Source organism: Xanthomonas citri pv. mangiferaeindicae (genome assembly GCA_002240395.1).
Classification (GTDB): domain Bacteria; phylum Pseudomonadota; class Gammaproteobacteria; order Xanthomonadales; family Xanthomonadaceae; genus Luteimonas; species Luteimonas citri_A.
In genome coordinates this window covers 2240139-2265691 of record CP016836.1, presented here as the reverse complement: position 1 = coordinate 2265691, position 25553 = coordinate 2240139, and the positions used below count along the sequence as shown (strand labels likewise).

Annotated in this window: 9 protein-coding genes; all 9 read right to left on the bottom strand. The window is 67.7% G+C overall.

Going from position 1 to position 25553, the window contains the following annotated elements:
- Positions 1-20: 20 nt before the first annotated feature.
- The gene (locus BEN78_09690; protein ID ASR43604.1) at positions 21-5081 is read right to left on the bottom strand and encodes a hypothetical protein; all 5061 of its coding nucleotides are present in this window, start codon (positions 5079-5081) and stop codon (positions 21-23) included.
- A 178-nt stretch (positions 5082-5259) separates the two neighbouring features.
- Positions 5260-11907 carry a hypothetical protein gene (locus BEN78_09685; protein ID ASR43603.1) on the bottom strand — a complete coding sequence of 2216 codons (6648 nt, stop codon included), beginning with the start codon at positions 11905-11907 and terminating at the stop codon, positions 5260-5262.
- Between the two features lie 251 nt (positions 11908-12158).
- Entirely contained in the window at positions 12159-13343 is a 1185-nt protein-coding gene (locus BEN78_09680; GenBank protein ID ASR43602.1) for a hypothetical protein, read from the bottom strand.
- 196 nt (positions 13344-13539) lie between these two features.
- Complete coding sequence (locus BEN78_09675) at positions 13540-20178, bottom strand: hypothetical protein (GenBank protein ID ASR43601.1); 6639 nt, start codon at positions 20176-20178, stop codon at positions 13540-13542.
- A gap of 295 nt (positions 20179-20473) precedes the next feature.
- Complete coding sequence (locus tag BEN78_09670; protein ASR45054.1) at positions 20474-21607, bottom strand: hypothetical protein; 1134 nt, start codon at positions 21605-21607, stop codon at positions 20474-20476.
- Positions 21608-21675: 68 nt separating this feature from the next.
- On the bottom strand, positions 21676-22245 hold the full coding sequence (locus BEN78_09665; protein ASR43600.1) for a hypothetical protein: 570 nt from the start codon (positions 22243-22245) through the stop codon (positions 21676-21678).
- A gap of 53 nt (positions 22246-22298) precedes the next feature.
- Positions 22299-23432, bottom strand: a complete 1134-nt coding sequence (locus tag BEN78_09660) for a hypothetical protein (protein ID ASR43599.1) — start codon at positions 23430-23432, stop codon at positions 22299-22301.
- The gene (locus BEN78_09655) at positions 23429-24595 is read right to left on the bottom strand and encodes a hypothetical protein (GenBank protein ID ASR43598.1); all 1167 of its coding nucleotides are present in this window, start codon (positions 24593-24595) and stop codon (positions 23429-23431) included. Before BEN78_09655 ends, BEN78_09660 begins: the two co-directional genes overlap by 4 nt.
- A gap of 101 nt (positions 24596-24696) precedes the next feature.
- The gene (locus tag BEN78_09650; GenBank protein ASR43597.1) at positions 24697-25488 is read right to left on the bottom strand and encodes a hypothetical protein; all 792 of its coding nucleotides are present in this window, start codon (positions 25486-25488) and stop codon (positions 24697-24699) included.
- Positions 25489-25553 lie beyond the last annotated feature (65 nt).

Genomic DNA, 25553 nt, shown 5'->3' with positions numbered 1-25553 from the left:
CGTTCGGAAGAACACGGGAACTACCAGCCCACTTTCACGCCGACGTTGGCAGACAGGTCGTCGCTGCGCGCCCGGCTCTGATCGCCATGCGCCCACAGCTTGTTGACCTCGCCGAACAGGCTGACCTCGCGGTTCACCGACAACGTGCCGCCCATCGCCAGCTCGCTGCTGCGGCCGCCGGTCGGGGTCACGATGTCCGCCGTTGCCGACGGGCCGATGAAGCGCGACACGTCCTCGTCCGAGCGCGTGCGGTAGTAGTTCACCCGCGTATAGGGCTGTAGCAGCCCCGCGCCGGTCTCGAACGCGCCTTTCAGGCGCATGCCCGCGCGGGCCGTCAGGCTGTTGGCCGTCTCCTGCTGGACCAAGGCGTTGGCGATCTGCACGTCGTCGTTGCTCAAACGCTGGTGCAGCAGCTGCAGCTGCGGCTCGATCTGCCAATCGCGCCCGATCGGGAATGCCCGACCAACTTCGACCGACACCGTCCGGCTGTCGCCATCGCCGGCCACCATGTCGCCCAGCGTGGGGATGAGCTTGTAACGCGTGCGCCCACCCTGCAGCACGGTGTCGACGTAGAAACCGTTCTCGCCTTGGAAGGTCGCGTACAGGCCAGCGAAGCGTTGGTCCAGATCGGTGCGACCGACCGGCAGATTCGTACTGCCGCGGGCGGAACCCTCGACCTGCATTTCGCCGGCCAACGTGCCGAAGTACGCACCGACGTGCCAGTTACCGCCGGCCCACACGTCCGAGCCGATCTGCAGACCGTTCTGGCGACCGCGGCTGCTCGGCGTCGCATCGCCGCCCTGCTTGAGGCTGCGATCGATGCTGACCAGACGGCCCCAGGACTGGCGATACCCCGCCGACTCCGAGCCGCTGCCCATCGTGGCGTCGCCCAAGCGCTGGTGCAGGTTGCCGAGCATGCCGGACGCCGACTCACGCAGTTGCGCATTCAACGAAGCGAACAGCGGCGTTTCGCCTCGGTTGGTCGAGCGCAGGTACCAGTTTTCGCCAAGACCCGCGGCGTCGGCTGCATGCAGCCGGTACTCGAACGCACCTGCCTCGACATACTCTCCGACCAGTGCAAAGCCGTCCTTGGTGGTCTGTGCGGTGGTCGTGGCACCATTGATCGCGCGCACCAGTTCGATGCCGTCGCCAGTCGTCTGTGCGCCCAACCCCTCGCGATTGGTCAACTCGATCGCGGTGCGACCACTGACCACACCGCCATCGATCACCAGCCGGTCGGTCGGGCTGGACGAATCGCCCAGCGCCGCGCTCATCCGCAGCACACCGCCATCGCCAACATAGTCGCCGCGCACCGTCAATGTCGTGCCCGGCGTCGCCCCCATCAGCGACACGGTGCCGGCATTGTGCAGGCCAGCCACCGTCTGGTCGTAGCCGGCCAGATCCAGCGTGCTGCCGCTCGCGACCTCATGTCGCGAATTGGCACTGAAGGCATTCGCCATCGCCGCCTGTAGCAAACCCGAGGCGACCTCGGTCACGCCCGTATAGGCGTTGCCGCCGCCGAAGGTCACCCGGCCGGCGCCATCCTGGCGCACGCTGCCGGTGCCGGACACCACACCATCGAAACGCACCGCATCGGATCGGTCGAACACCAAGGTCCCGGCGTTGGCGACGTTGCCAACCAGGCTGCCGATGGTCCCGCCATCGCCGAGCTGCAGGGTGCCGGCCGAGATCGTTGTCCCGCCGGTGTAGGTGTTGTCGCCGGTCAGTACCGTGGTGCCGGTACCCGCCTGGGTCAGATGCCCCGTGCCGGAGATCGCGCCGGCCAATGTGACGGCATCGGCGCGATCGATCACCAGCGCGGCGTTGTTGACGATGTCGCCCGCCAGACTGCCGCTGGTGCCTCCGTCGCCGACCTGCACGGTGCCCGCCGAGATCGTCGTGCCGCCGGTGTGGGTATTGGCACCCGTCAGCACTGTGGTGCCCGCGCCCATCTGGGTGAGATGGCCGGTGCCAGACATGGCACCGGCCAGCGTCACGGCGTCACTGCGGTCGATGGCCAGCGTGCCGTTGTTGACGATGTCGCCAACAATGTGACCGGTCGTGCCGCCATCTCCGAGTTGCAGCGTCCCGGCCGAGATCGTCGTGCCGCCGGTGTAGCCGTTGTCGGCAGTCAACGTCAGCGTGCCCGCACCGGTTTTGGTGAGTGCACCCGGACCATCGATTGCACCGCCCAGCGTCACCGAGTGGGTCTGCGTATCGAGCGTCGCACCGCCAGCCTGAGCGGCGATCGCGCGATCGCTCTCCAAGTCCGCCAGGGCCCGCAGTGTGCCGCCGTCGAGGGTCACCCCGCCGGTTGCTGCACCGAGGTTGCCGTCGTTGGAGATCGCCACGGTGCCACCGGCGATCGTCGTGCCACCGGCATAGGTGTTGGCGCCACCCAGCACTAACGTGCCGGCGTCGGTCTTGACCACACCGACGTCACCTTGCAGCACCGCATCGACCGTCGCGCTGTACCCCGCGCCCGCCGTCGTGCCGTCGCCCACGCGGATCGTGACGCCGCCTTCGGCCTCGTCGACCAGCGTCAGCGCATCGCCCTGCACCCGATAGCCGTCGGTCGCGAACTGCATCCCACCGGCGACCACATCGCCCTGGCTGTTGTCGACCTCAACCGTCCCCGCCGCACCGGCAAAGATCGCGAACGCGCCGCTGTCGTGCGGGGCATTGAGCGTACCGTCGGCATCCGTCCAGTTGTCATTGCCTGTACGTGCCTGCCAGGTCCCATCGCCGCCGCTGACCGCCCCGTCGTTGCGACCGCCGGCATTGCCGTCCCAGAAGTTCGCCGTCAGCCCGGCCGCATTGACCAGATTGACCTGGTTTGCGATCGAGGTCTGCACGCTGAGCTGCGCCGAATTCAACATGGTGCCGAGGGCGAGCCCGTTGTCGGTCAGTGCACCGCCATAACTGATGACGCGATAGAGCCCGGCGCCGAACACGCCGCCCGGCGAGGCCGTCACATCGAGCCTGCCATCGAGCACCAGGTCGCCTTCGACCACGGTCAGATCGTTGAGGGGGCCGCCGACCGTTCCGGCCTGGCCGAACTGATAATCGAGCACCGCGCCATCGGCCAGCGACAGATCGCCGGCAATCGTCAGCGTGCCGGGCGCACTGGCCGGGGCACCCGGTGCGAGCGTGGCGCCGCTGGCCACTGCGACATCGCCACCGATGACGCCCGCACCGCCGAGCGCTGCGCCGCCGGCGACGCGGGTGGCGCCGGTAGCTAAGCGCTGATCGCCATTGACCAACAGCGAGCCGGCAGCGACGTTGGTGGCACCGGTGTAGCGATTGGCGCCGGTCAGTGTGGTCGTGCCCGCCCCCGCCTGCGTCACGCTCCCCGTGCCGGAGATGACGCCCGCCATCGCAACCGCGTTGCTGCGGTCGAGCACCAGCGCACCATCGTTGGCGATGTCGCCGACGACCCCACCCGTGGTGCCGCCATTGCCGAGTTGCAGCGCGCCGCCGGAGATCGTCGTACCACCGGTGTAGGTGTTATCGGCGATGAGCGTCGTCGTGCCGGTGCCCGCTTGGGTCACCTTGCCAGTGCCCGAGATCGTGCCGGTGAGGTCGAACGCATTGCTGCGATCAACGATGAGGGCCGCGTTGTTGACGATGTTGCCGACCACACTGCCGGCGGTGCCGCCATTGCCCAACTGCAGCGTACCGCCGGAGATCGTCGTGCCACCGGTGTAGGTCTGGGCTGTGGTCACCGTCGTGACGCCGGTACCGGCCTGGGTCAGACTGCCGGTGCCCGACATCCCACCGCCGAGCGTGTAGGCATTGGACCGGTCGATCACCAAGGCCGCGTTGTTGACGATGTTGCCGACGACGCCACCGGTGGTGCCGCCATTGCCCAGCCGTAGCGTGCCGCCAGAGATCGTCGTGCCGCCGGTGTAGGTGTTGTTGCCTGTATAGACCAGCGTGCCGGCGCCGCGCTTTTCGACGATTTCTGTGTCGCTCCCGGTCAGCACCTGAGAGATCGTGAATGTGTTCGTCGGGCTGACGATGTCGAAAGCCCCGCCCCCGAGGCCAGCCCCAAGCTCGATGCGCCTGGCGGTACTGTTGAACGTATCGCCCGTCACACGCAACGTGCCCCGCATCAGCGTGAGGGTGCCGGAACTCGCGCCGAGGGCGCCATCGCTGTCCACCGTCAGCGAGCTAACGAGCACGTCCCAAGGTGTCACCGCAGTTGTGGTGCCGGTCAGCGTCCAGTTACTCGTCAGGACGAAGAAATTCCCGAAGCCCCGATACTTTGCCGTATCGCCGATCTCGGCGGCATTCAATGTGCCGGCCGTGCCAGTCCCGGCAAGATAAAGTGTGTCCTCACGGCTGAATGCCGTGACGTTGCCATTGATGACGCCGCCGGGATTCAATGTGAGCGAATTTACTCCGCCCGTGAACACAATCGCATTGGCGCGGCTACCGTCGGCATTCTGGCCACCGGTGATAACGCCGGTGTTGCTCACGGCAGCATTGGTACCGCGTATCGCATTGCCACCAGGTTGACCCGCACCCCCGCTGTTGCCACCTGTGATTGTGCCGGAATTTCTGACTCTAGCCGGCAGCGTCATGGTATCGGTTGCAGTGAGGACGATGCCGTGCCCGCCGCTGCGACCTGAGCCGCCATTGGCGCCAGAGATCCGCCCCGTGGCTGTGTTTTCCAGGCGCGCATCGTTTTCGGAGAGAAAAACACCGCTGCCGGCGTTGCCATTGACCGCACCGCTGCCCCCACCCACGATCGTGCCGCTGTTGCGGTGGTCGTCCCCGCCTGAAATCAGCGCGCCCCAGCCACCGGTGTTGGCAGCCGTTCCGGGCTCGCCCCCGATGAGGGCCCCGGCATTGTTCATTGTGTTCGCGCTGTTGAACGTCCCGCCGGGCGCGCCATCCTGGGCATACGCGAAGGGGATGCCCGTCGCAAACAGGCTGACCGACAACAATGCGGTACCGAGCTTGCGACCGCCTGCGGCAGATGTGCCGGTCGCGGAGCGATGGCGTCGTGCCAGTTCGCTGGTCACAACCCAGCGGCGGATGGAGGCATTCCAGCGGAGTGCGTAGATACGATTCATGCGACAAAGTCCTGAGTTTTATAGGGGCGTCGCTCTATGGCGACGTGGGTCTTGCAGGTCCTGTCGATGCGGAGGCATCGATCGGCCTTGAATCCAGTCAAAGCAAGGCATTCGGGACATCCGTCATCGCCCTGCCGCGCGACCGTCACCGGCGCGCGGCAGGGATGACGTGTCGGTGTTACCAACCCATCTTCACGCCGACGTTGGCAGACAGGTCGTCGCTGCGCGCCCGACTCTCATCGCCATGCGCCCACAGCTTGCTGACCTCGCCGAACAGGCTCACTTCCCTGTTGACCGACAAGGTCATGCCCATGGCCGCCTCGCTGCTGCGGCCGCCGGTCGGGGTCACGATGTCCGCCGTCGCCGACGGGCCGATGAAGCGCGACACGTCCTCGTCCGAGCGCGTGCGGTAGTAGTTCACCCGGGTGTAGGGCTGTAGCAGCCCGGCGCCGGTCTCGAACTCGCCCTTAAGCCGCACGCCCACGCGTGCGGTCAGGCTGTTGGCTGTGTCCTGCTGGACCAGGGCGTTCGCGATCTGCACGTCGTCATTGCTCAGACGCTGGTGCATCAGCTGCAGCTGCGGCTCGAGTTGCCAGTCACGTCCGATCGGGAACGCCTGACCGACTTCCACCGACACCGTCCGGCTGTCGCCCTTGCCCGACACCATGTCGCTGGCCGTGGGCACGAGCTTGTAGCGCAGGCGGCCGCCCTGCAGCACCGTGTCGACGTAGAAACCGTTCTCGCCCTCGTACGTTCCGTACAGACCGACGAACTTGCTGTCGAGATCGGTACGGCCGACGGCGAGATTGCTGCTGCCGCGGGCCGAGCCTTCGACCTGCATTTCGCCGGCCAAGGTGCCGAAGTACGCACCCACGTGCCAGTTGCCACCGGCCCACACGTCCGAGCCGATCTGCAGACCGTTCTGGCGACCGCGGCTGCTCGGCGTTGCATCGCCGCCTTGCTTCAGGCTGCGATCGACGCTGACCAGACGCCCCCACGACTGCCGATACCCGGCCGACTCCGAGCCGCTGCCCATCGTCGCGTCGCCCATGCGCTGGTGCAGGTTGCCGAGCATGCCAGCCGACGATTCACGCAGCTGACCGCTGAGCGAGGCGAACAGCGGCACTTCGCCACGGTTGGTCGAGCGCAGGTACCAGTTCTCGCCCAGACCCGCAGCATCGGCCGCGTGCAGGCGGTACTCATAGGCACCGGCGTCGACGTACTCACCGACCAGCGCAAAGCCGTCCTTGGTCGTCTGTGCTGTGGTCGTGGCGCCATTGATCGCGCGCACCAGTTCGATGCCATCACCCGTGGTTTGTGCACCGAGGCCTTGGCGGTTGGTCAGTTCGATCAGCGTGCGGCCGCTCACGGCACCGCCATCGATCACCAGGCGGTCGGTCGGGCTGGACGAATCCTCCAGCGTCGTGCTCATCCGCAGCGTGCCGCCGTCGCCGACGTAGTCGCCACGCACCGTCAGCGTGGTGCCCGGGGTCGCGCCCATCAGCGACACGATGCCACTGTTGCGCAGGCCGCCGACGGTCTGGTCGTAACCAGCCAGGTCCAGCGTGCCGCCCTTGACCACGTCATGCCGCGAGTTGGCACTGAAGGCATTCGCCATGGCGGCCTGCAGCGAACCCGAGGCCACCTCGGTCACACCGGCGTAGGTGTTGGCATTGCCGAACAGCACCGCACCCGGACCAGTCTGCACCACGCGGCCTGCACCGGTGATGGTGCCGTCGAAGCAGGTCGTGCCTGCACGATCAAAAGCCAGCGTGCCCGCATTCTCGACATTGCCGATCAGGCTGCCGGTATCACCGCCATTGCCGACCTGCAATTTACCCGCGGAAATCGTCGTGCCACCGGTGTAGGTGTTGTCGCCGACCAACACGGTGGTACCGGTCCCCGCCTGGGTCAGATGCCCGGTACCGGAAATCACACCGGTCAGCATCGTCTCGTCGGAGCGGTTCATCACCAGGTCCGCGTTGTTGACGATGTCGCCCGCCAGGCTGCCCGTGGTGCCGCCGTCGCCGACCTGCAGCGTCCCCGCTGCAATCGTCGTGCCACCGGTGTGGGTGTTGGCACCGGTCAGCACTGTGGTGCCGGTACCGGCCTGAGTCAGGTGACCCGTGCCCGACATCGCACCGGCCAGCGTCACCGCATCGGAACGATTCACCGCCAGCGTGCCGTTGTTGACGATGTCGCCGACGATATGACCGCTGGTCCCGCCGTCACCGAGCTGCAGCGTGCCGGCCGAGATCGTCGTGCCGCCGGCGTAGCCGTTGTCGGCGGTCAGCGTCAGCGTGCCGGTGCCGGCCTTGGTCAGTGCCCCCGCGCCATCGATCGCACCACCCAGCGTCACCGCGTGGGCCTGCGTGTCGACTGTCGCGCCGCCGGCTTGAGCGGCGATCGCACGATCGCTGTCCAGATCCGCCAGCGCTCGCAGCGTGCCGCCGTCAAGGGTCACCCCCGCGGTGGCCGCACCGAGGTTGGCGTCCTCGGAGATTGCCACTGCACCGCCGGTCACCGTCGTGCCACCGGTGTAGGTATTGGCACCCCCGAGCAGCAGCGTGCCGGCATCGGTCTTGACCAGGCCGGTGTCGCCCTGCAGCACCGAATCGATGGTGGCCGTGAATCCTGCACCCGCGGTCGTACCGTCACCCACGCGAATCACGGTGCCGTCCGCCGCATCGTCAACCAGCGTGATCGCATCGCCTTGGACCACGTAACCATCGGCTGCGAACTGCAGGCCGCTGGCGGTCACTGCACCGAGGCTGTTGTCCACATCGACGGTACCGCCCTTGCCGGCGAAGATCGCGAACGCGCCATCGGAGTACGCGGCGTTGATCGCACCGTCGGCGTCCGTCCAGTTGTCGTTGCTGTCCTGCGCGCGTGCCTGCCAGGTGCCGTCACCACCGGTGATCATGCCGTCGTTGCGGCCGCCGGCCTCACCGTCCCAGAAGTTCAGACTCAGCCCGGCGGTGTTGACCAGGTTGACCTGGTTCGCAACCGAGGTCTGCACGTTGAACGTCGCCGGGTCGAGATCGGCACCAAGGGCCAGGCCGTTGTTGGTCAGGCTGCCGTTGTAGCCGATCACGCGGTACAGACCGCCGCCAAACGCACCGCCGGCCGACTGGGTGACGTTCAAGGTGCCGTCCAGCACCAAGTCGCCCTCGACCAGGGTCAGGTCGTTGAGCGGACCGCCCACGACACCGGCCTGGCCGAACTGGTAATCCAGGAGGCTGCCATCGGCCAGCGACAGGTCGCCGGCAATGGTCAGCGTGCCCGGCGCTCCGGCCGTGGCGCCCGGCGCCAGGGTCGCGCCACTGGCCACCGCGACATCACCGCCAATCACGCCAGAACCGCCGATCGTCGCGCCGCTGGCGACGCTGGTCGCACCGGTCGCACCGCGCTGGTTGCCGTTGACCAGCAACGTGCCGCTGGCAACAGTGGTCGCGCCGGTGTAGGTGTTGGCACCAGACAACGTGGTGGTCCCGGTCCCATCCTGGGTCACCGTGCCCGCCCCGGAAATCACGCCGTTCATCGCCACCGCATTGCTGCGGTCGATCACCAGCGCACCGTCGTTGGCGATGTTGCCGACGACGCCACCGGTCGCACCGCCATTGCCCAGCTGCAGCGTGCCGCCGGAGATCGTGGTACCGCCGGTGTAGGTGTTGTCGGCGGTCAGCGTCGTGGTGCCGGTGCCCGCCTGGGTCACCTTGCCGCTGCCCGAAATCGTGCCCCCCATCGCAACGGCGTTGCTGCGGTCGATCACCAAGGCGCCGTTGTTGACCACATCACCGACCAAGCCGCCGGTCGTGCCGCCGTTACCCAACTGCAGCGTACCGGCCGAGATCGTCGTGCCACCGGTGTAGGTGTTGTTGGCGGTGAACGTCGTCGCGCCGGTTCCGGCCTGGGTGACCTCACCGGTGCCGGAGATGGTGTTCGCCATCACAACGGCATTGCTGCGGTCGAGCACCAACGTGCCTTCGTTGGCGATGTCGCCGAGCACACTGCCCGTGGCGCCGCCATTGCCCAACTGCAGAGTGCCGTCCTCGATCGTCGTCCCACCTGCGTACGTATTGTCGGCACCCAGCACCAGGGTGCCGGCATCGGTCTTTGTCACCGCCGCATCGCCTTGCAGCACCGCATTGATCGTCGCGGTGTAGTCGACACCGGCCGCCGTACCATCGCCGACGCGAACTGTCGCTCCGCCCAGCGCACGGATCATTGCGCTCTCCGGCACCTCCTCGACCAGCGTCAGCGCATCGCCCTGCACCACATAGCCATTGGTCGCGAACTGCAGGCCGCCCGCAGTCACCGCGCCAGCATCGTTATTCACGTTCACTGTGCCGGCGGTGCCTGCAAAAATCGCAAAGGCGCCATCCGAATAGGTCGCGTTGATCGCGCCATCGGCGTCGGTCCAGTTGTCGTCGCCGCCAGCGGTACGCGCCTGCCAGGAGCCGTCGCCGCCATCGATGAAACCATCGTTGCGACCACCTGCCTTGCCGTCCCAGAAGTTCAGACTCAGCCCAGCGGTATTGACCAGGTTGACCTGCCTGGCCACCGAGGTCTGCACGTTGAACGTCGCCGGGTCGAGCCCGGTGCCCAGTGTCAGCCCATTGTTGGTGAGGTTGCCGTTGTAGCTGATGACGCGATACAGGCCGCCACCGAAGGTGCCGCCTGGCGAGGCGGTCGCGTTCAAGGTGCCATTTAACGTCAGGTCGCCTTCCACGATGGCCAGATCGTTGAGCGGACCACCGACCGTGCCGGCCTGGCCGAACTGGTAGTCCAGCACCGCGCCATCGGCCAGCGACAGATCGCCGGCAATGGTCAGTGTGCCGGGCGCACCCGCGGCCACACCCGGCGCGAGTGTTGCGCCGCTGGTAACGGCGACATCGCCGCCCAGCGTGCCGGCACCGCCGATCGTTGCGCCGCTGGCGACACTGGTCGCACCGGTCGCCAGGCGCTGGTCGCCATTGACCAGCAGCGTGCCGGCGGTGACGTTGGTCGCGCCGGTGTAGCTGTTGGCACCGGCAAGAGTGGTGATACCCGAGCCCGACTGCGTCACGGTACCGCTGCCGGAGATCACCCCGCCAAGCGCCACGGCGTTACTGCGATTTACCACCAGTGCGGCGTTGTTGACGATGTTGCCGGCGACCGCACCCGCTGTGCCGCCGTCGCCCAGTTGCAGCGTGCCGGCCTCGATGGTCGTGCCACCGGCATAGGTGTTGCTGCCAGTGTAGACCAGCGTGCCGGCACCGCGCTTGGCGATGGCACCGTCACCTGTCAGTGCTTGGCTCACCGTAAAGGTATTGGCCGCATCGGCGATGTCGAACGCACCGCCGGCAGCGGTGACCTGCATCGCACGAGTGGTGGTGTTGAACGCGGCACCGTCCACCCGCAGCGTGCCGCCGTTGAAGGTCAGCGCGCCCGCGGTTGCGCCGAGTGCGCCATCGACGGAGGCCGCCAGCACACCCTGGGTCAACGTCCACGGTGTCGTCGTCGTATTAGTGCCGGTCAGCGTCCAGGTGCTGGTGCCGATCTTTTCGAATCGACCGAAGCGGATGTACTTCGCGCTAGGCCCGATCTCGGCGGCATCGAAGCTGGCATTGACCGACCCGCCGAGCGCCAGGGTGTCGCTGGCACCGAATGCGCGTACGTTGCCGGTGATCGCACTGTTCGAACGCAGCTCCAGCGTATTGGTGCCGCCCAGGAACGCCAGCGCATTGCTGCGGGTCGTGGCGTTCGCATCCAGGCCCGCGATCACCGCGCCGTCGTTGACCACGTATGCATTGGAACCGCTGATCGCAACGCCGCCGTTGGCGGTTCCGGTTCGCGCCCCGGTGTTTCCGCCGGTCACCGTGCCCAGGTTCTCGAACCGGGACCCGGTCAAGCGCACGCCGATGCCGCCACCGCCTGCCACCGTCGGGGTCGTGCTCACGTAGCCATCGGCACCGACGATCCGGCCCGCCGCCTCGTTCACCAGAACGGCGTCACCTGCCAGATCCGCACCTACACCGGCGATGCCGGTGCCGCCGCTGCCGATGTTCGCCCCGACGCCGGCCAGCCCACCCTGGATGAGGCCGCGATTGCGATGCGTGCCGCCGGTCAGCGCAGCGCCGACACCACCCGCACCGCCGAACTGGTTGTCGGCATCCGCGGTGTAGTTGGTGAAGCCTCCACCCTGGCCGCCCATGAGCGTCCCGGCGTTGTCCATCCGGCCCGCAGTTAAGGCGAGGCCGGCGCCGCCTGCACCGCCGACTGCGCCGGAATTCGTCAGATCGATGAACTGAATGTTCACCGAGCCACCAGCGCCGCCGGTCACCACGCCCGAGGCTGTGTTGACGAAGTCGCTTTGCGTCAACGCGTAGCCGGCACCGCCAGGCCCTGCGGTGACACCCGTCTGGCCCGCGACCTGACCGCCACCCCGCCCACCGGCGACGTTGCCGCGGTTCTTGAGGGACGCGCCGGACGCGGTGACGCCGGCGCCGCCCCTCGCGCTGCTGCCGGTCGTCGCGGTATTGCCGCCGGCAACGCGGCCGGCGATGACCAGCGGCCCGCTGCCCACCGTCAACGTGCGGCCCGTTGTATTGCCTGTCGTCGCCGGGTGGGAGATCAGGAATGTGCCGGTGTCGAGCACCACCGGTTTGGGCGTTGCCGGCAACGGCGTGACATCGCTCATCACGATGTTCGCGGTCAACGTGATCGTCGACTCCGCGTCGCCGTCGGCCGCAGCCTCCTCCAGCGCATTGCGCAGTTCCACCTCATTGGCCACGGTGTAGTCGGCGGCATAGGCCGCCGGCAGCCCGGCCCAGAGCATGCCCATCGACAATACGGTGGTCCCAATCGTGCGGCGCCGCGTTGCGGACGTGCCGGCGGCCGGACGGCTGCGCCTGGCCAGTTCACTCGTGACGACCCAACGGGAAATGGACGCGTTCCAGCAAAGTGCGTAGATGCGGTTCATGAGGTATGTCCTTAAAGATGGGCGTTGCAGCCGTGGGGTGAACAGCACCGAGGAACGGGGGGAGAGGGAGAGAAAGGGGGAGGTGGGTCAGCCGCTGGAGCGACGGGCTGGAATCAGCACGCAACGCGTTGCAGGGCGCGGTCTCGGGAACGCAGTTGTCCGTTGGCGCGGTGCTGGCCCGCGCGTCCGCGATAGAGCGACCAGTTGCCGTCCACGGCATGCATCGCCGCCTTGGTGGCTTCGCGCCGCTCGATGATCACCACGTGCGGAATCGCGGCCCGGCACAGCGCCTGCAGCGCATCGATGACTTCGTCGCTCCAGATGTCCGGGCTTTCCTTGCGCGCATCGAGATAGGCATGGTGCTCGCCGATGCAGACGATCGCGGGTTTGACCGCAAGCAGAAAATCCAGATTACAGCGGCCGCTGCCGAAGCCATCGAACGCGATCGAGCACCCGGCATCGCGCAGGCGCTGGCAGAACGCCTCCGCTGGCGCGGTGTCGAGCACCGGCACGGGCATTGCGATCTGCACCACCAGCCGGGTTGCGAGTTGCGGGTCGGCCTGCAAGCGCTCGAACAGCGAGCTCCACCACAGGTCGCAGGCCGCGCTCTGCAGCGAGATGCTGCAGGCAAGCGTGAGCTCGGGATCGGCGACAAGCTGATCGAGCGCCGTGTGCAACAGCGTGTGATCGAGCAGACGCGTCATGCCCAGCCGCTGCAGCGCCGAGAGCCACAACGGCAGGTCACTCGCCGGAAAGGGCGATGCTGCAGATAGCTGCAGCACCAGCTCGTGATAGATGACGCAGTCGGGATCGTCGCCGGGCACGATAGTCGATCTGGCGACCTCGATATTGCCCTTGTCCAACTGGTCGTGCAGTGCGACCGCCAGCGCGATGTCGCGCCGGTAGTCCGCCTGCCAGGTCAGGTCCTGCAATAGCACGGCCTCGCCTTCGGCGCCTGGGCCGAGATTGGAGACCTCCTCGATCAATCGCACCGACACCGCCGGCATGACCTCGGTGTCGTCCTCGAGCACGTAACGGCGGTTGAGCAGGACCAGCCAGTCCTCGACCAGCTGACGCTTTTCCTGTTCGCTGAGCTCGGGACCCGAGAAATCGAGCCGGACAATCAGCCGGTCCGGTCCGACCCATTCGATGAACGCGCCCTGCAGGGCGCAGATCCAACTCAATGCGCGCAGCACGCTGGGCGCGATGCCATCCGCGCCATAGCCGGCCGCCGGGCCGAAGGTGGCGTTGAGTTGACCGTAATTGCGCAGGGTGACCAACAGCCAGACATCCTGCATTCGCCCCGCAGCGCGGGGATCGACCGCACACGACATGGACCAGCCTCCTTACCTGCGGCCAGCGATGGCCGCATCCACGACAGACGATGGAGGCACGCGCGGCGACCGCCGCGCGTGCCTGACAAGCCCGATGTCTGGGTCTAGTGCATCGGGCGCGATGCGGGCACGGCGGCCAATCCGCCGTGCCCGCGGTGCCTCACCAACCCACCTTCACGCCCACACTTGCCGACAGGTCATCGCTGCGGCTGCGGCTCTGGTCGCCATGCGCCCACAGCTTGCTGACCTCGCCGAACAGGCTCACTTCCCTGTTGACCGACAAGGTCATGCCCATGGCCGCCTCGCTGCTGCGGCCGCCGGTCGGGGTCACGATGTCCGCCGTCGCCGACGGGCCGATGAAGCGCGACACGTCCTGATCGGAACGCGTGCGGTAGTAGTTCACTCGCGTGTACGGCTGCAGCAGCCCGGCGCCGGTCTCGAACTCGCCCTTCAGCCGCACGCCCACGCGCGCGGTCAGGCTGTCGGCCGTGTCCTGCTGGACCAGGGCGTTGGCGATCTGCACGTCGTCGTTGCTCAGGCGCTGGTGCATCAGCTGCAGCTGCGGCTCGATCTGCCAGTCGCGCCCGATCGGGAACGCCTGGCCGATTTCCACCGACACCGTCCGGCTGTCGCCCTTGCCCGACACCATGTCGCTGGCCGTGGGCACGAGCTTGTAGCGCAGGCGTCCGCCCTGCAGCACCGTGTCGACGTAGAAACCGTTCTCGCCCTCGTACGTCCCGTACAGACCCACGAACTTGCTGTCGAGATCGGTGCGGCCGACAGCGAGATTGCTGCTGCCACGGGCGGAACCCTCGACCTGCATTTCGCCGGCCAACGTGCCGAAGTACGCACCCACGTGCCAGTTGCCGCCGGCCCACACATCGGAGCCGATCTGCAGGCCGTTCTGGCGACCGCGGCTGCTCGGCGTCGCATCGCCGCCTTGCTTGAGGCTGCGATCGATGCTGACCAGACGGCCCCAGGACTGGCGATACCCCGCCGACTCCGAGCCGCTGCCCATCGTCGCGTCGCCCATGCGCTGATGCAGGTTGCCGAGCATGCCGGCCGACGATGTGCGCAGCTGACCGCTGAGCGAGGCAAACAACGGCACCTCACCGCGATTGGTCGAGCGCAGGTACCAGTTCTCGCCCAGACCCGCAGCATCAGCCGCGTGCAGGCGGTACTCGTAGGCACCGGCGTCGACGTACTCGCCGACGAGGGCGAAGCCATCCTTTGTCGTCTGCGCGGTGGTCGTTGCGCCGTTGATCGCACGGACCAGCTCGATGCCGTCGCCGGTCGTCTGTGCGCCGAGGCCTTGACGATTGGTCAACTCGATCAGCGTACGACCGCTGACCGCGCCGCCGTCGATCACCAGGCGGTCGGTCGGGCTGGACGAATCCTCCAGCGTCGTGCTCATGCGCAGCACGCCGCCATCGCCGACGTAATCGCCACGCACGGTCAGCGTCGTGCCCGGGGTGGCCCCCATCAGCGACACGATGCCGCTGTTGCGCAGACCACCGACGGTCTGGTCGTAGCCGGCCAGATCCAGCATGCCGCCCTTGACCACGTCATGCCGCGAGTTGGCACTGAAGGCATTGGCCATGCCCGCCTGCAGTGAACCGCTGGCCACCTCGGTCACGCCGGCATAGATGTTGGCATTGCCGAACAGCACCGCACCCGGACCGGTCTGCACCACACGACCCGCGCCGGTGATGGTGCCGTCGAAACGGGTCGTGCCCGCACGATCGAAGGCCAGCGTCCCGCCATTGTCGACATTGCCGATCAGGCTGCCGGTATCGCCCCCATTGCCGACCTGCAACGTACCCGCGGAAATTGTCGTCCCACCGGTGTAGGTGTTGTCGCCGACCAATACGGTGGTGCCGGTGCCCGCCTGAGTCAGATGGCCAGTGCCGGAGATCACCCCGGTCAGCATCGTCTCGTCCGAGCGGTTCATCACCAGGTCCGCGTTGTTGACGATGTCACCGGCCAGGCTGCCCGTGGTGCCGCCGTCGCCGACCTGCAGCGTCCCCGCTGCAATCGTCGTGCCGCCGGTGTGGGTGTTGGCGCCCGTCAGCACCGTGGTGCCCGCGCCCATCTGGGTGAGATGGCCGGTGCCGGACATCGCACCGGCCAGCGTCACGGCGTCACTGCGGTCGATTGCCAGCGTGCCGTTGTTGACGATGTCGCCGACGATATGACCGGTCGTGCCGCCATTGCCCAGCTGCAGCGTGCCCGCCGAGATCGTCGTGCCGCCGGCATAGCCGTTGTCGGCGGTCAGCGTCAGCGTGCCGGTGCCGGCCTTGGTCAGTGCACCGGGGCCATCGATCGCACCACCCAGCGTCACCGCGTGGGCCTGCGTATCGAGCGTGGCACCGCCCGCCTGAGCGGCGATCGCACGATCGCTGTCCAGATCCGCCAGCGCTCGCAGCGTACCGCCGTCGAGGGTCACCCCACCCGTGGCCGCACCGAGGTTGGCATCATTGGAGATCGCCACTGCACCACCGGTGACGGTCGTGCCACCGGTATAGGTGTTGGCACCACCGAGCACCAAAGTGCCGGCGTCGGTCTTGACCAGGCCAGTATCGCCTTCCAGCACCGAATCGATGGTGGCCGTGAATCCTGCACCCGCGGTCGTACCGTCACCCACGCGAATCACGGTGCCGTCCGCGGCCTCGTCGATCAGCGTGATCGCATCGCCTTGGACCACGTAACCATCGGCTGCGAACTGCAGGCCGCTGGCGGTCACTGCACCGAGGCTGTTGTCCACATCGACGGTACCGCCCTTGCCGGCGAAGATCGCGAACGCGCCATCGGAGTACGCGGCGTTGATTGCGCCATCCGCATCGGTCCAGTTGTCGTTGCTGTCCTGCGCGCGTGCCTGCCAGGTGCCGTCACCACCGGTGATCATGCCGTCGTTGCGGCCGCCGGCCTCACCGTCCCAGAAGTTCAGGCTCAGCCCGGCGGTGTTGACCAGGTTGACCTGGTTCGCAACCGAGGTCTGCACGTTGAACGTCGCCGGGTCGAGATCGGCACCAAGGGCCAGGCCGTTGTTGGTCAGGCTGCCGTTGTAGCCGATCACGCGGTACAGACCGCCGCCAAACGCACCGCCGGCCGACTGGGTGACGTTCAAGGTGCCGTCCAGCACCAAGTCGCCCTCGACCAGGGTCAGGTCGTTGAGCGGACCGCCCACGACACCGGCCTGGCCGAACTGGTAATCCAGGAGGCTGCCGTCGGCCAGCGACAGGTCGCCGGCAATGGTCAGCGTGCCCGGCGCACCGGCTGTAGCACCCGGCGCCAGCGTCGCCCCACTGGCCACGGCGACATCACCACCGATGACGCCAGAGCCGCCGATCGTCGCGCCGGTCGCGACGCTGGTGGCACCGGTCGCACCGCGCTGGCTGCCGTTGACCAGCAACGTACCGCTGGCAACAGTGGTCGCACCGGTGTAGGTGTTGGCGCCAGATAACGTCGTGGTCCCCGTGCCGTCCTGGGTCACGGTGCCACTGCCGGAGATCACACCGGCCATCGCCACCGCGTTGCTGCGGTCGATCACCAGCGCGCCATTGTTGACGATGTTGCCAACCACGCCACCGGTGGTGCCGCCGTTGCCCAGCTGCAGCGTGCCGCCGGAGATCGTCGTACCGCCGGTGTAGGTGTTGTCGGCGGTCAACGTCGTGGTCCCGGTGCCCGCCTGGGTCACCTTGCCGCTGCCGGAGATCGTGCCCGCCATCGCAACGGCGTTGCTGCGATTCACAATCAGCGCGCCGTTGTTGACCACATCACCGACCAGACCACCGGTCGTGCCGCCGTTACCCAGCTGCAGCGTGCCGGCCGAGATCGTCGTGCCGCCGGTATAGGTGTTGTTGGCGGTGAACGTCGTCGTGCCGGTGCCGGCCTGCGTGACCTCGCCGGTGCCCGAGATCGTGCCGGCCAGCGTGGCGGCATTGCTGCGGTTGATGACCAGTGCGCCATCGTTGGCGATGTTGCCCAGCACGCTACCGGTCGTACCGCCGTGACCGAGCTGCAACGTGCCGCCTTCGATCGTGGTGCCGCCGACATAGGTGTTGTCCGCGCCCAGCACCAGCGTACCGGCGTCGGTCTTGGTCACCTCGGTGTCGCCCTGCAGCACGGCATCGATGGTCGCGGTGTAACCAGCGCCTGCCGTCGTGCCGTCACCGACGCGCAGCGTCGCGCCGTTGGTACCGTCCTCGACCAGCGTCAGCGCATCGCCCTGCACCACATAGCCATTGGTCGCGAACTGCATCCCGCTCGCGGTCACTGCACCGGCGTCGTTGTCCACATCGACGGTGCCGCCGGTACCCGCGAAGACCGCGAAGGCACCATCGGAGTACGTGGCATTGATCGACCCATCGGCGTCGGTCCAGTTGTCGTCCCCGCCGGCCGTGCGGGCCTGCCAGGTGCCGTTGCCGCCATCGATGAAGCCGTCGTTGCGGCCACCGGCATCGCCGTCCCAGAAGTTCAGGCTCAGCCCAGCGGTATTGATCAGGTTGACCTGCTTGGCGACCGAGGTCTGCACGTTGAACGTCGCCGGGTCGAGCCCGGTGCCCAGTGCCAGGCCGTTGTCGGTCAGCGCACCGTTGTAACTGATGACCCGGTACAGACCGCCCCCGAAGGTGCCACCCGGTGAAGCGGTCGCGTTCAAGGTGCCGTCGAGCACCAGGTCGCCCTCGACTGCCGTCAGGTCATTGAGCGGACCACCGACCGTGCCGGCCTGGCCGAACTGGTAGTTCAGCACCGCACCATCGGCCAGCGAGAGATCACCAGCGATGGTCAGCGTGCCCGGTGCACCCGCGGTCGCACCTGGGGCGAGGGTCGCGCCGCTGGCCACGGCGACATCGCCGCCCAGCGTGCCCGCACCGCCGATCGTCGCGCCACTGGCAACGCTGGTTGCACCGGTCGCCAAGCGCTGATCGCCATTGACCAACAGCGTACCGGCGGTGACGTTGGTCGCACCGGTGTAGCTGTTGGTGCCAGTCAGCGTCGTGGTGCCGGCACCCGACTGGGTGACGGTACCGCTGCCGGAGATCGTGCCGGCCAGCGTCGCCGCATTGCTGCGATTCACCACCAGCGCCGCGTTGTTGACGATGTTGCCGGCAACCGCACCGGCCGTGCCGCCGTTGCCGAGCTGCAGCGTGCCGGCTTCGATGGCCGTGCCACCCGTATAGGTGTTATTGCCCGCGTAGACCAGCGTGCCGGCACCGCGCTTGGCGATCGCGCCATCGCCTGCAAGCACCTGTCCGAGCGTGAGGGTGTTGGCGGCGTCGGCGATATCGAACGCACCGCCCGCAGACGTCACCTGCATCGCGCGGGTGGTCGTACTGAACGCGGTGCCGTCCACACGCAGCGTGCCGCCATTGAAGGTCAGTGCGCCGGCGGTTGCACCCAGCGCACCGTCGGCCGAGACCGCCAGCACACCCTGGGTCAACGTCCACGGCGTGGTCGTTGTGTTCGTGCCGGTCAGCGTCCAGGTACTGGTGCCGATCTTCGAGAATTTGCCGAAACGACGATACTTCGCCGAAGGGCCGATCTCAGCGGCATTGAAACTGGCATTGACCGAACCGCCAAGTGCCAGCGTGTCATTGGCGCCGAACGCACCCACATTGCCGGTAATTGCGCTATTCGAACGCAGTTCCAACGTATTGGTGCCGCCGAGAAAAGCCAGTCCGATACCCCGGCTCGTCCCATTGATGTCCAGGCCGCCGAGCAAGATGCCGTCGTTGATCACATAGGCATTGGAACCGCTGATACCGGAGCCGCCAATTCCGCTACCACTGCTTATTCCTGTACGTCCGCCCTCGACAGTGCCCAGATTCTCGAATCGGGAATCGGTGACCGTGACACCGGCAGCGCCAGGCCGCCCGGTGCCGGTGTTGCCACCCCCTCCAGCGCGCCCATTCTCGCCAACGATCGACCCGCTGCTGGTGTTGACCAGCGATGCACCGCCCAAGAGCTCAACGCCAATGCCAGCAACGCCGTGACCGGATGACCCGTAGTTGTAGCCCACTGCCCCTTGACCGCCGCGGATGGTGCCGCTATTGACGTGGGAACCCGCCGTCAGGCGCGCACCGGTGCCGCCATTGCCACCGAAGGCCACCTGGGCGTTAGCCCGATTGCTGGGGCTGGCGCCGACGCCACCAACAATGAGGCCGGCATTGTTCAGGCTGCCACCGCCGCTGACGACGATGCCGGCACCGCCTGCCCCACCTGCTGTGACGTACAACTGACTGTTCGCACTGTTCTGCATATTCAACTGACCGCCTGCACCACCGGTCAGGACGCCGGACGCAGTGTTGACGAAGCTGCCTCCAGTGATCGCGGCGCCAGCCCCACCAGTACCGGAAATAGCAGGCGACTCAGCGAAATTCCGCCCACCTCCCCGGCCACCTGTGATGGCTCCCCTGTTCTCGAGCACCGAACCGGTTGGCACGGTGATGCCCGCACCGCCGGCGGGACTGTTGGTGGTTACCGTCGCCGCGTTGCCACCGGTGATGCTGCCGATGACGAACAGCGATCCACTGCCCACCGTCAACGTGCGGCCCGGGATATTGCCTGTGGTCGGTAGCTCGGAGAGCACGAACGTGCCGGTGTTGAGCACCACCGGCTTGGGCATTGCTGGCAGCGGTGTGACATCGGCCATCGCGATGTTCGCGGTCAACGTGATCGTCGACTCCGCGTCGCCATCGGCCGCAGCCTCGTCCAACGCGTTGCGCAGTTCTGCCTCATTGGCCACGGTGTAGTCAGCGGCATAGGCCGCGGGCAGACCTGCGCCGAGCAGGCCCATCGAAAGTACGGCGGCGCCAATCGTGCGACCGCTTCCTGCGGACGCACCAGTGGCTGGGCGCGTGCGCTTGGCCAGTTCGCTGGTCACGACCCAACGACGGATGGATGCGTTCCAGCGGAGTGCGTAGATGCGATTCATTTAGATACTTCCTCAGGGGTGGTCATTGCGGCCAACACGGCCATGGGACGGGTGAAACAGGAATTCGGTGGCGTGGCCGCGCAGCCGGCGCGTGACACGGGGTTGCCGGTGGCCCAGTCGCCCGCAAGCGCGCAGACGTACGACAGCGAGCGCCGACTCATGGCCGCGCCTCCGTGCTGCACAGGTTTGCGAGCAGCGCGTCGTAGGCGCTGATGAGTGCGCGATCAGTGCTCAGGTAGGGCGCGATGCGCTCGCGCTGCGTGGTGCGATAGCTGTCCCACTGCAGGTCGTGCCGGGTCAGCGCTTCGATCAGCTGCCGTGCGCCGGCCTGCACGTCATTGCCGGGGTAGTAGTAGCCCAGGCCCGCACACAGCGAGGCGTTGTGCACCAGCGCATAGCCCTGCCAGCACACATCGAAGTAAAAGTAGTTGAGCGGGTTCGCCCACTGGTGCGAGATCACCACGTCGGTATGCGCGGCCAGGAAGTTGGGCGTCTCGAACCGCCCGACAAAACTCGCCTTGCCCGCACGCACGATGTCGAGCTGGGCCATCAACCCGATGAACTCCGGGCTCTCCACCGCGATGCGCGCCGCATTGGTCACGTGCAGATGGCCGATGGCCTCGGGCACGCGCCGCCAGGCCTCTTCGGCGATCAGCACCGGATAGAGACAAAACTTGGTGATGTCGTGATTGGGCTCCATCACCGTCAGCCGCTTGGGGGCGCTGGCGGGGCGGTACTGCCCGGCGTGCGGCAACGCGAGCGTGCGCTGCTCCAGGAACATCGGATCCCAGACGAACGGCACGATCGTGGCCGGCACCCGGCGCAGCGTCTGCAGGAAATGCAGCGTGCTCTCGGCCACCTGTGGGATCACCCACACCGCGTCGTAGCGGGTGTTGACGAAGATCGTGTCCCACAGTCGGCGCCCGAACAGGATCGCCTGGGCGTTGTGGATGTACTCGAAGCCGCAGCAGTAGCTCACCAGGCGCGTGCCGCGCGCCTTGAGATGCTGGGTCTGCGCGGCGTCGATCTGTCCGCCGAGCTCGATCAGCACGTCCAGCTGATCGCGGCAGGCCTCGAACGACACGGTCGGAAACTGCTTCAAATCCCACGGCAGCCGATCGGTGATCGGCACGTCGGTGACATTGACCAGCAGCACCTGGTGGCCGTGTGGGCTGCCCAGCAGCAGCTTGGCCAGGTACAGCGCGTTCTGCTTGATGCCGTTGGTCCACAGGCTTTCGTCGGGCGCATGCAGGCCCAGCGTGATGCCGATGCGCAGCGGCGTGCGCACCACGCCTTCGTCGGTCAGGTCGCGCACATAGGCCGCGCGCCGGCCGGTGAGCCGCCCGAGCAGGGACTCGATCATTGCCCGCCCTCCCCGGCCTGATAGCCGGGTGCGGTGCCGGGGATGCGGGTCGGTCGGCCGATGCCATACTGCACGTGCCGCCAGACCATCAGGCAGCCGGGCGAGGCACGCACCAGCATCACCGTTTCCTGCGGCCGCTCGGCCAGGGTGTAGACATCGACCGTGGGCAGGAACGGCACCCGGGTGTAGCCGACGAGTTCGTCGGAGGCCAGCACATTGCAGGCGCGGCGATCGGCCTGGATGTTCTCGACCAGGAACGCGCAGCCGCCATTGCGCTCGGGCACGCGGTTGACCGACAGCAGCATCGTGCGGTCGCGGGTCTCGGAGGCGAGCAGGCTGAAGAACGCGCCGTCGTCGGGCGATTCGCGATCCCAGTCCAGCAGCACGTCCTGGCGCAGCACGTCGCGCGAGACGCTGGCCGAGATCGCCGACAGCGCCGGCAGACAGGTGCGGATGCCGGCACGGCGGGCGGCGCTGGCGAGCAGGGGCAGTTCCTGGCTGGCGGGCATCGCCACCGGTTGCGCTTCGGCGGCCTGGGTCACGGCGGCCAGGAGGATATGGGCCACGACACAGGCCGCCAGGAACCAGGCGGCAAGCGCGGCACGGGCTTGATGTCGTCTCATGCGAACAGCGCCTCCAGCGCCGCTTCGTACTGCCTGACGTTGTCGGGATTGGCCGGGTGGAGCGTGTCGAGAAAGGCGCGCGCGTCGCGGCGGTAGCCGGCCAGCGAGGCGTCGTGCATGGCGTGGGCCCGGCGCAGGGCGCGGGCGCCGTCTTCGCAGTCGAAGTCGCGGTAGCGATAGCCGCAGCCGCCGAGCAGCGCCGAGTTGTGGATCAGCGGAAAGCCGCCCCACAGCGCTTCGTAGTAGAGGTAGTTCTGGGCGTTCTCCCAGTGGTGCGACACCAGCGCATCGGCGCTCACGCCGAGGATGTCGGCGATCGGCAGCCGCGGCTCGAAGGTGGCGATGCCGTGATTGACCAGGTCCAGACTGCGCGCGAAGGCCACGAAGTCCGGGTTGGCCTTCATCTGCAGCGTGTTGTGCACGCGCAGGTGCACGATGACGTCCGGTGCCTGACGGTGGGCGACATCGCACACCAGCATCGGGATGTGGCAGGTCTTGACCGAGCAGATGTTCGGCTCGCACACCGCCAGCCGCCAACGCGTGCGGCCGGGCACGTACTCGAATGCGACGCCCGATTCGGCGGCGCGGTGCTCGAGCATCGCCGGGCTCCACAGGTGGCCCATCGTGCGTACGGGGGCGCCGAGCACGTGGCGGTAGTAGCTGGCGCAGGTGGCCTCGAACGACGGCAGCGTCCAGACGCTGTCGTAGACCACACCCGAGGCGCGCATGCCCGGTGCCAGGCCGTAGATCATCCGCTCGATGTCGATGACGTAGTCGTTGGCCACGTGCATCGCGACGATCCGCCCGCCCTTCTCGCGGAAGGCCTGCGCCCAGGTGGGGTCGAGCTGGGCGCTGAGCTCGATGACCACGTCGAGTTCGTCGAGCGCGGTCGCCAGATCGATCACCGGCACCGGCGAGGCGGCCAGGAAGTCGCCGCTCTGGGTCGGGTCGCCGTCGCCGCCGTTGACCAGCCGCACCGAGCCCACGCGCGGGGCGCACAGCAGCAGCGTGGCCAGCAGGAAGCAGTTCTGGAAGATGCCGTTCTCCCAGATCGACTGCTGCCCGCGCCGCACATACAGCGTGATGCCGACCTCGAGCAGGCCGCCGCGCCGTCCGGTGGCCCCGCTCATGCGAGCGTCTCCGCAAGCGCCGGCGCAGTAGCGAGCACGGCCGCGAACGCCGCGACATTGCTCGGCACCTGCGGATGCAGACCGCCGAGAAATTCCAGCTCGCGCAAGCGCGCCGCGCCGAAACCGGCCAGGCAGTCGTGCGCGGCCAGCGCCAGGCTGTCGGCGCCGGCATCGATGTCGAAGCCGGGGTAATAGGCGCCCACACCTGCGGCGTGCAGCCAGGGCGAGTTGTGGACCAGCGCAAAGCCGCCGTACAGCACGTCGAGCCAGGCCGCGTCCTGGTCGCGGCACCACTGGTGCGCGATGACCAGGTCGATCCGGTGCTCGGCGCTGTAGCGCGCAAAGCCCTGGGCGCCGGTGAGCAGCAGACGGTCGTCTCTCACCAATTGCAGATGCGGGCTGAGTGCGGCGAAGGTCGGGTGCTGGCGCAGGTGCAGGCTGCCGAGTACGTGGACGTGCTCGATCGCCACCGTGCCCATGCGGTAGGCGTGATTGGCGATCAGGATCGGCAGCAGAGCCACATCGAGCACGGAGGTATTGCTGGCGATGCAAGCGATCCGCAGGCTCTGCAGCTCGCTGTCGGGCGCATCGGTGCCTTCGCGCGCCAGACGCGCGGCCCGGGAACCGTACTCGATGCCCTGCCCCTGCAGCACCCGGGCCTGGGCATCGACGAACTCCGGTCCCCACAGCAGCGGCACTTCCTGCACCGGGCAGCGGTGCAAGGCCCGCATCGTCGGCGCCAGCGCGGCGTCGCGTGGCAGCAGCCACACTTCGTCGCAACGCCGCGGCCGGGCGAAGCCGCGCGGCCGGTCGAAGATCGTCGCCTCCATCAGCCGTGCATACGGCGGATGGGGCGGATGCAGCACCACGCGCTTGCCGCGGGCGCGCAGATAGTCGAGCCATTCCAGGTCGGGCTGGCCGCCGATCTCGATCAGCATGTCCAGCTGTTCGGTGGCCTCGCGTTGACCGGCCACCGGCAACCGCAGCGACTCGGGATCGGCCTCGTCCATGGCCTGCGGCACCTGCGCGGTATCGACCAGCATCACGTGCTCGACCGTGTCCACGGCCGCCAGCGCCTGGGCCATGTGCAGGGCGCGCCGACGCGCCGCCGCTTCGGCGGCGTCGTGCGGATGCGCACTGCTGATCGAAAGTCCGATTCTCATTCCGTTGTGTCCTCGCTCGATTCCATGGCCGCGCCGGGCGGCCCCCTGGTGTCACGCGATGGGGCGATCCCGCCAGCCCCGATGGCTCTGTTCGGTGTGCGCTACTTCATGGGCCGCGCCTGCTCGGCCACGCCTTGCCCGCCGTGGTCGGCAGCCGCGGTCTCGACCTGCGCCAGCGGTTGCGGCGTGGTCGAAGGCGCGCGCCGGACGGCGAACCAACTGGGCCAGTCCCGATGCGTGTCTCCGTGCGGGCCCATGGGTGCGGCATGCAGGGTGTCCGGGCGCACCGGCGCACCGGCACGCGCCCGATAGACGAACGCCGACTGCCGATGGCCCTGCGAGCCCGACATCGCCCCGCTGGCCTGCTCGGCCGGCGGCATCCGCACCTCCACGTGCGGCGGTGCGCAGGCACTGCGGCGGCGGGCCGCGGCCACGCCGTCGCGCACATCGTCACGCGCCATCGGCGCGCAGCCGGCCGGCTGAAACGCGATCCCGCTCGACCGGTTCTCCTTGTCGAACCAGATCCGCGCCCGACACGCCTCCGCCACCGGCGCCCGCGGGCTGGGCTTGATGACATAGCTCCACTCGCGTGGCTCGGGCAGTCCATCGCTGAACTGCGGCGGGCCCAGCAGCGCCAGCACCTGACGCCGCGTCATGCCGAGCACCAGCCGTCGCAGCTCGGCCTCGGAGACGAAAATGCCTTGTCTCGCCTGCTCTTCTGCGGCGAGGTTGGGAAACAGCAGCTCGCTGATCGGCGAACTGCTTCCCGTCATACCGCGGGCCAGTTGGGACGCCCGTCCCGTGCCCGCAAACAACAACACGATCAACGCCAGGGCGAGGATCAACAGCACCAGCAACACTACGGTGCCCAGCTTTGCCAGGAACGACTTCACACACCACCTCCTGTCAGTCGAGCGAATGCCGCCCACACACGGCCGCCCGAAGGCGGCCGTGCGCG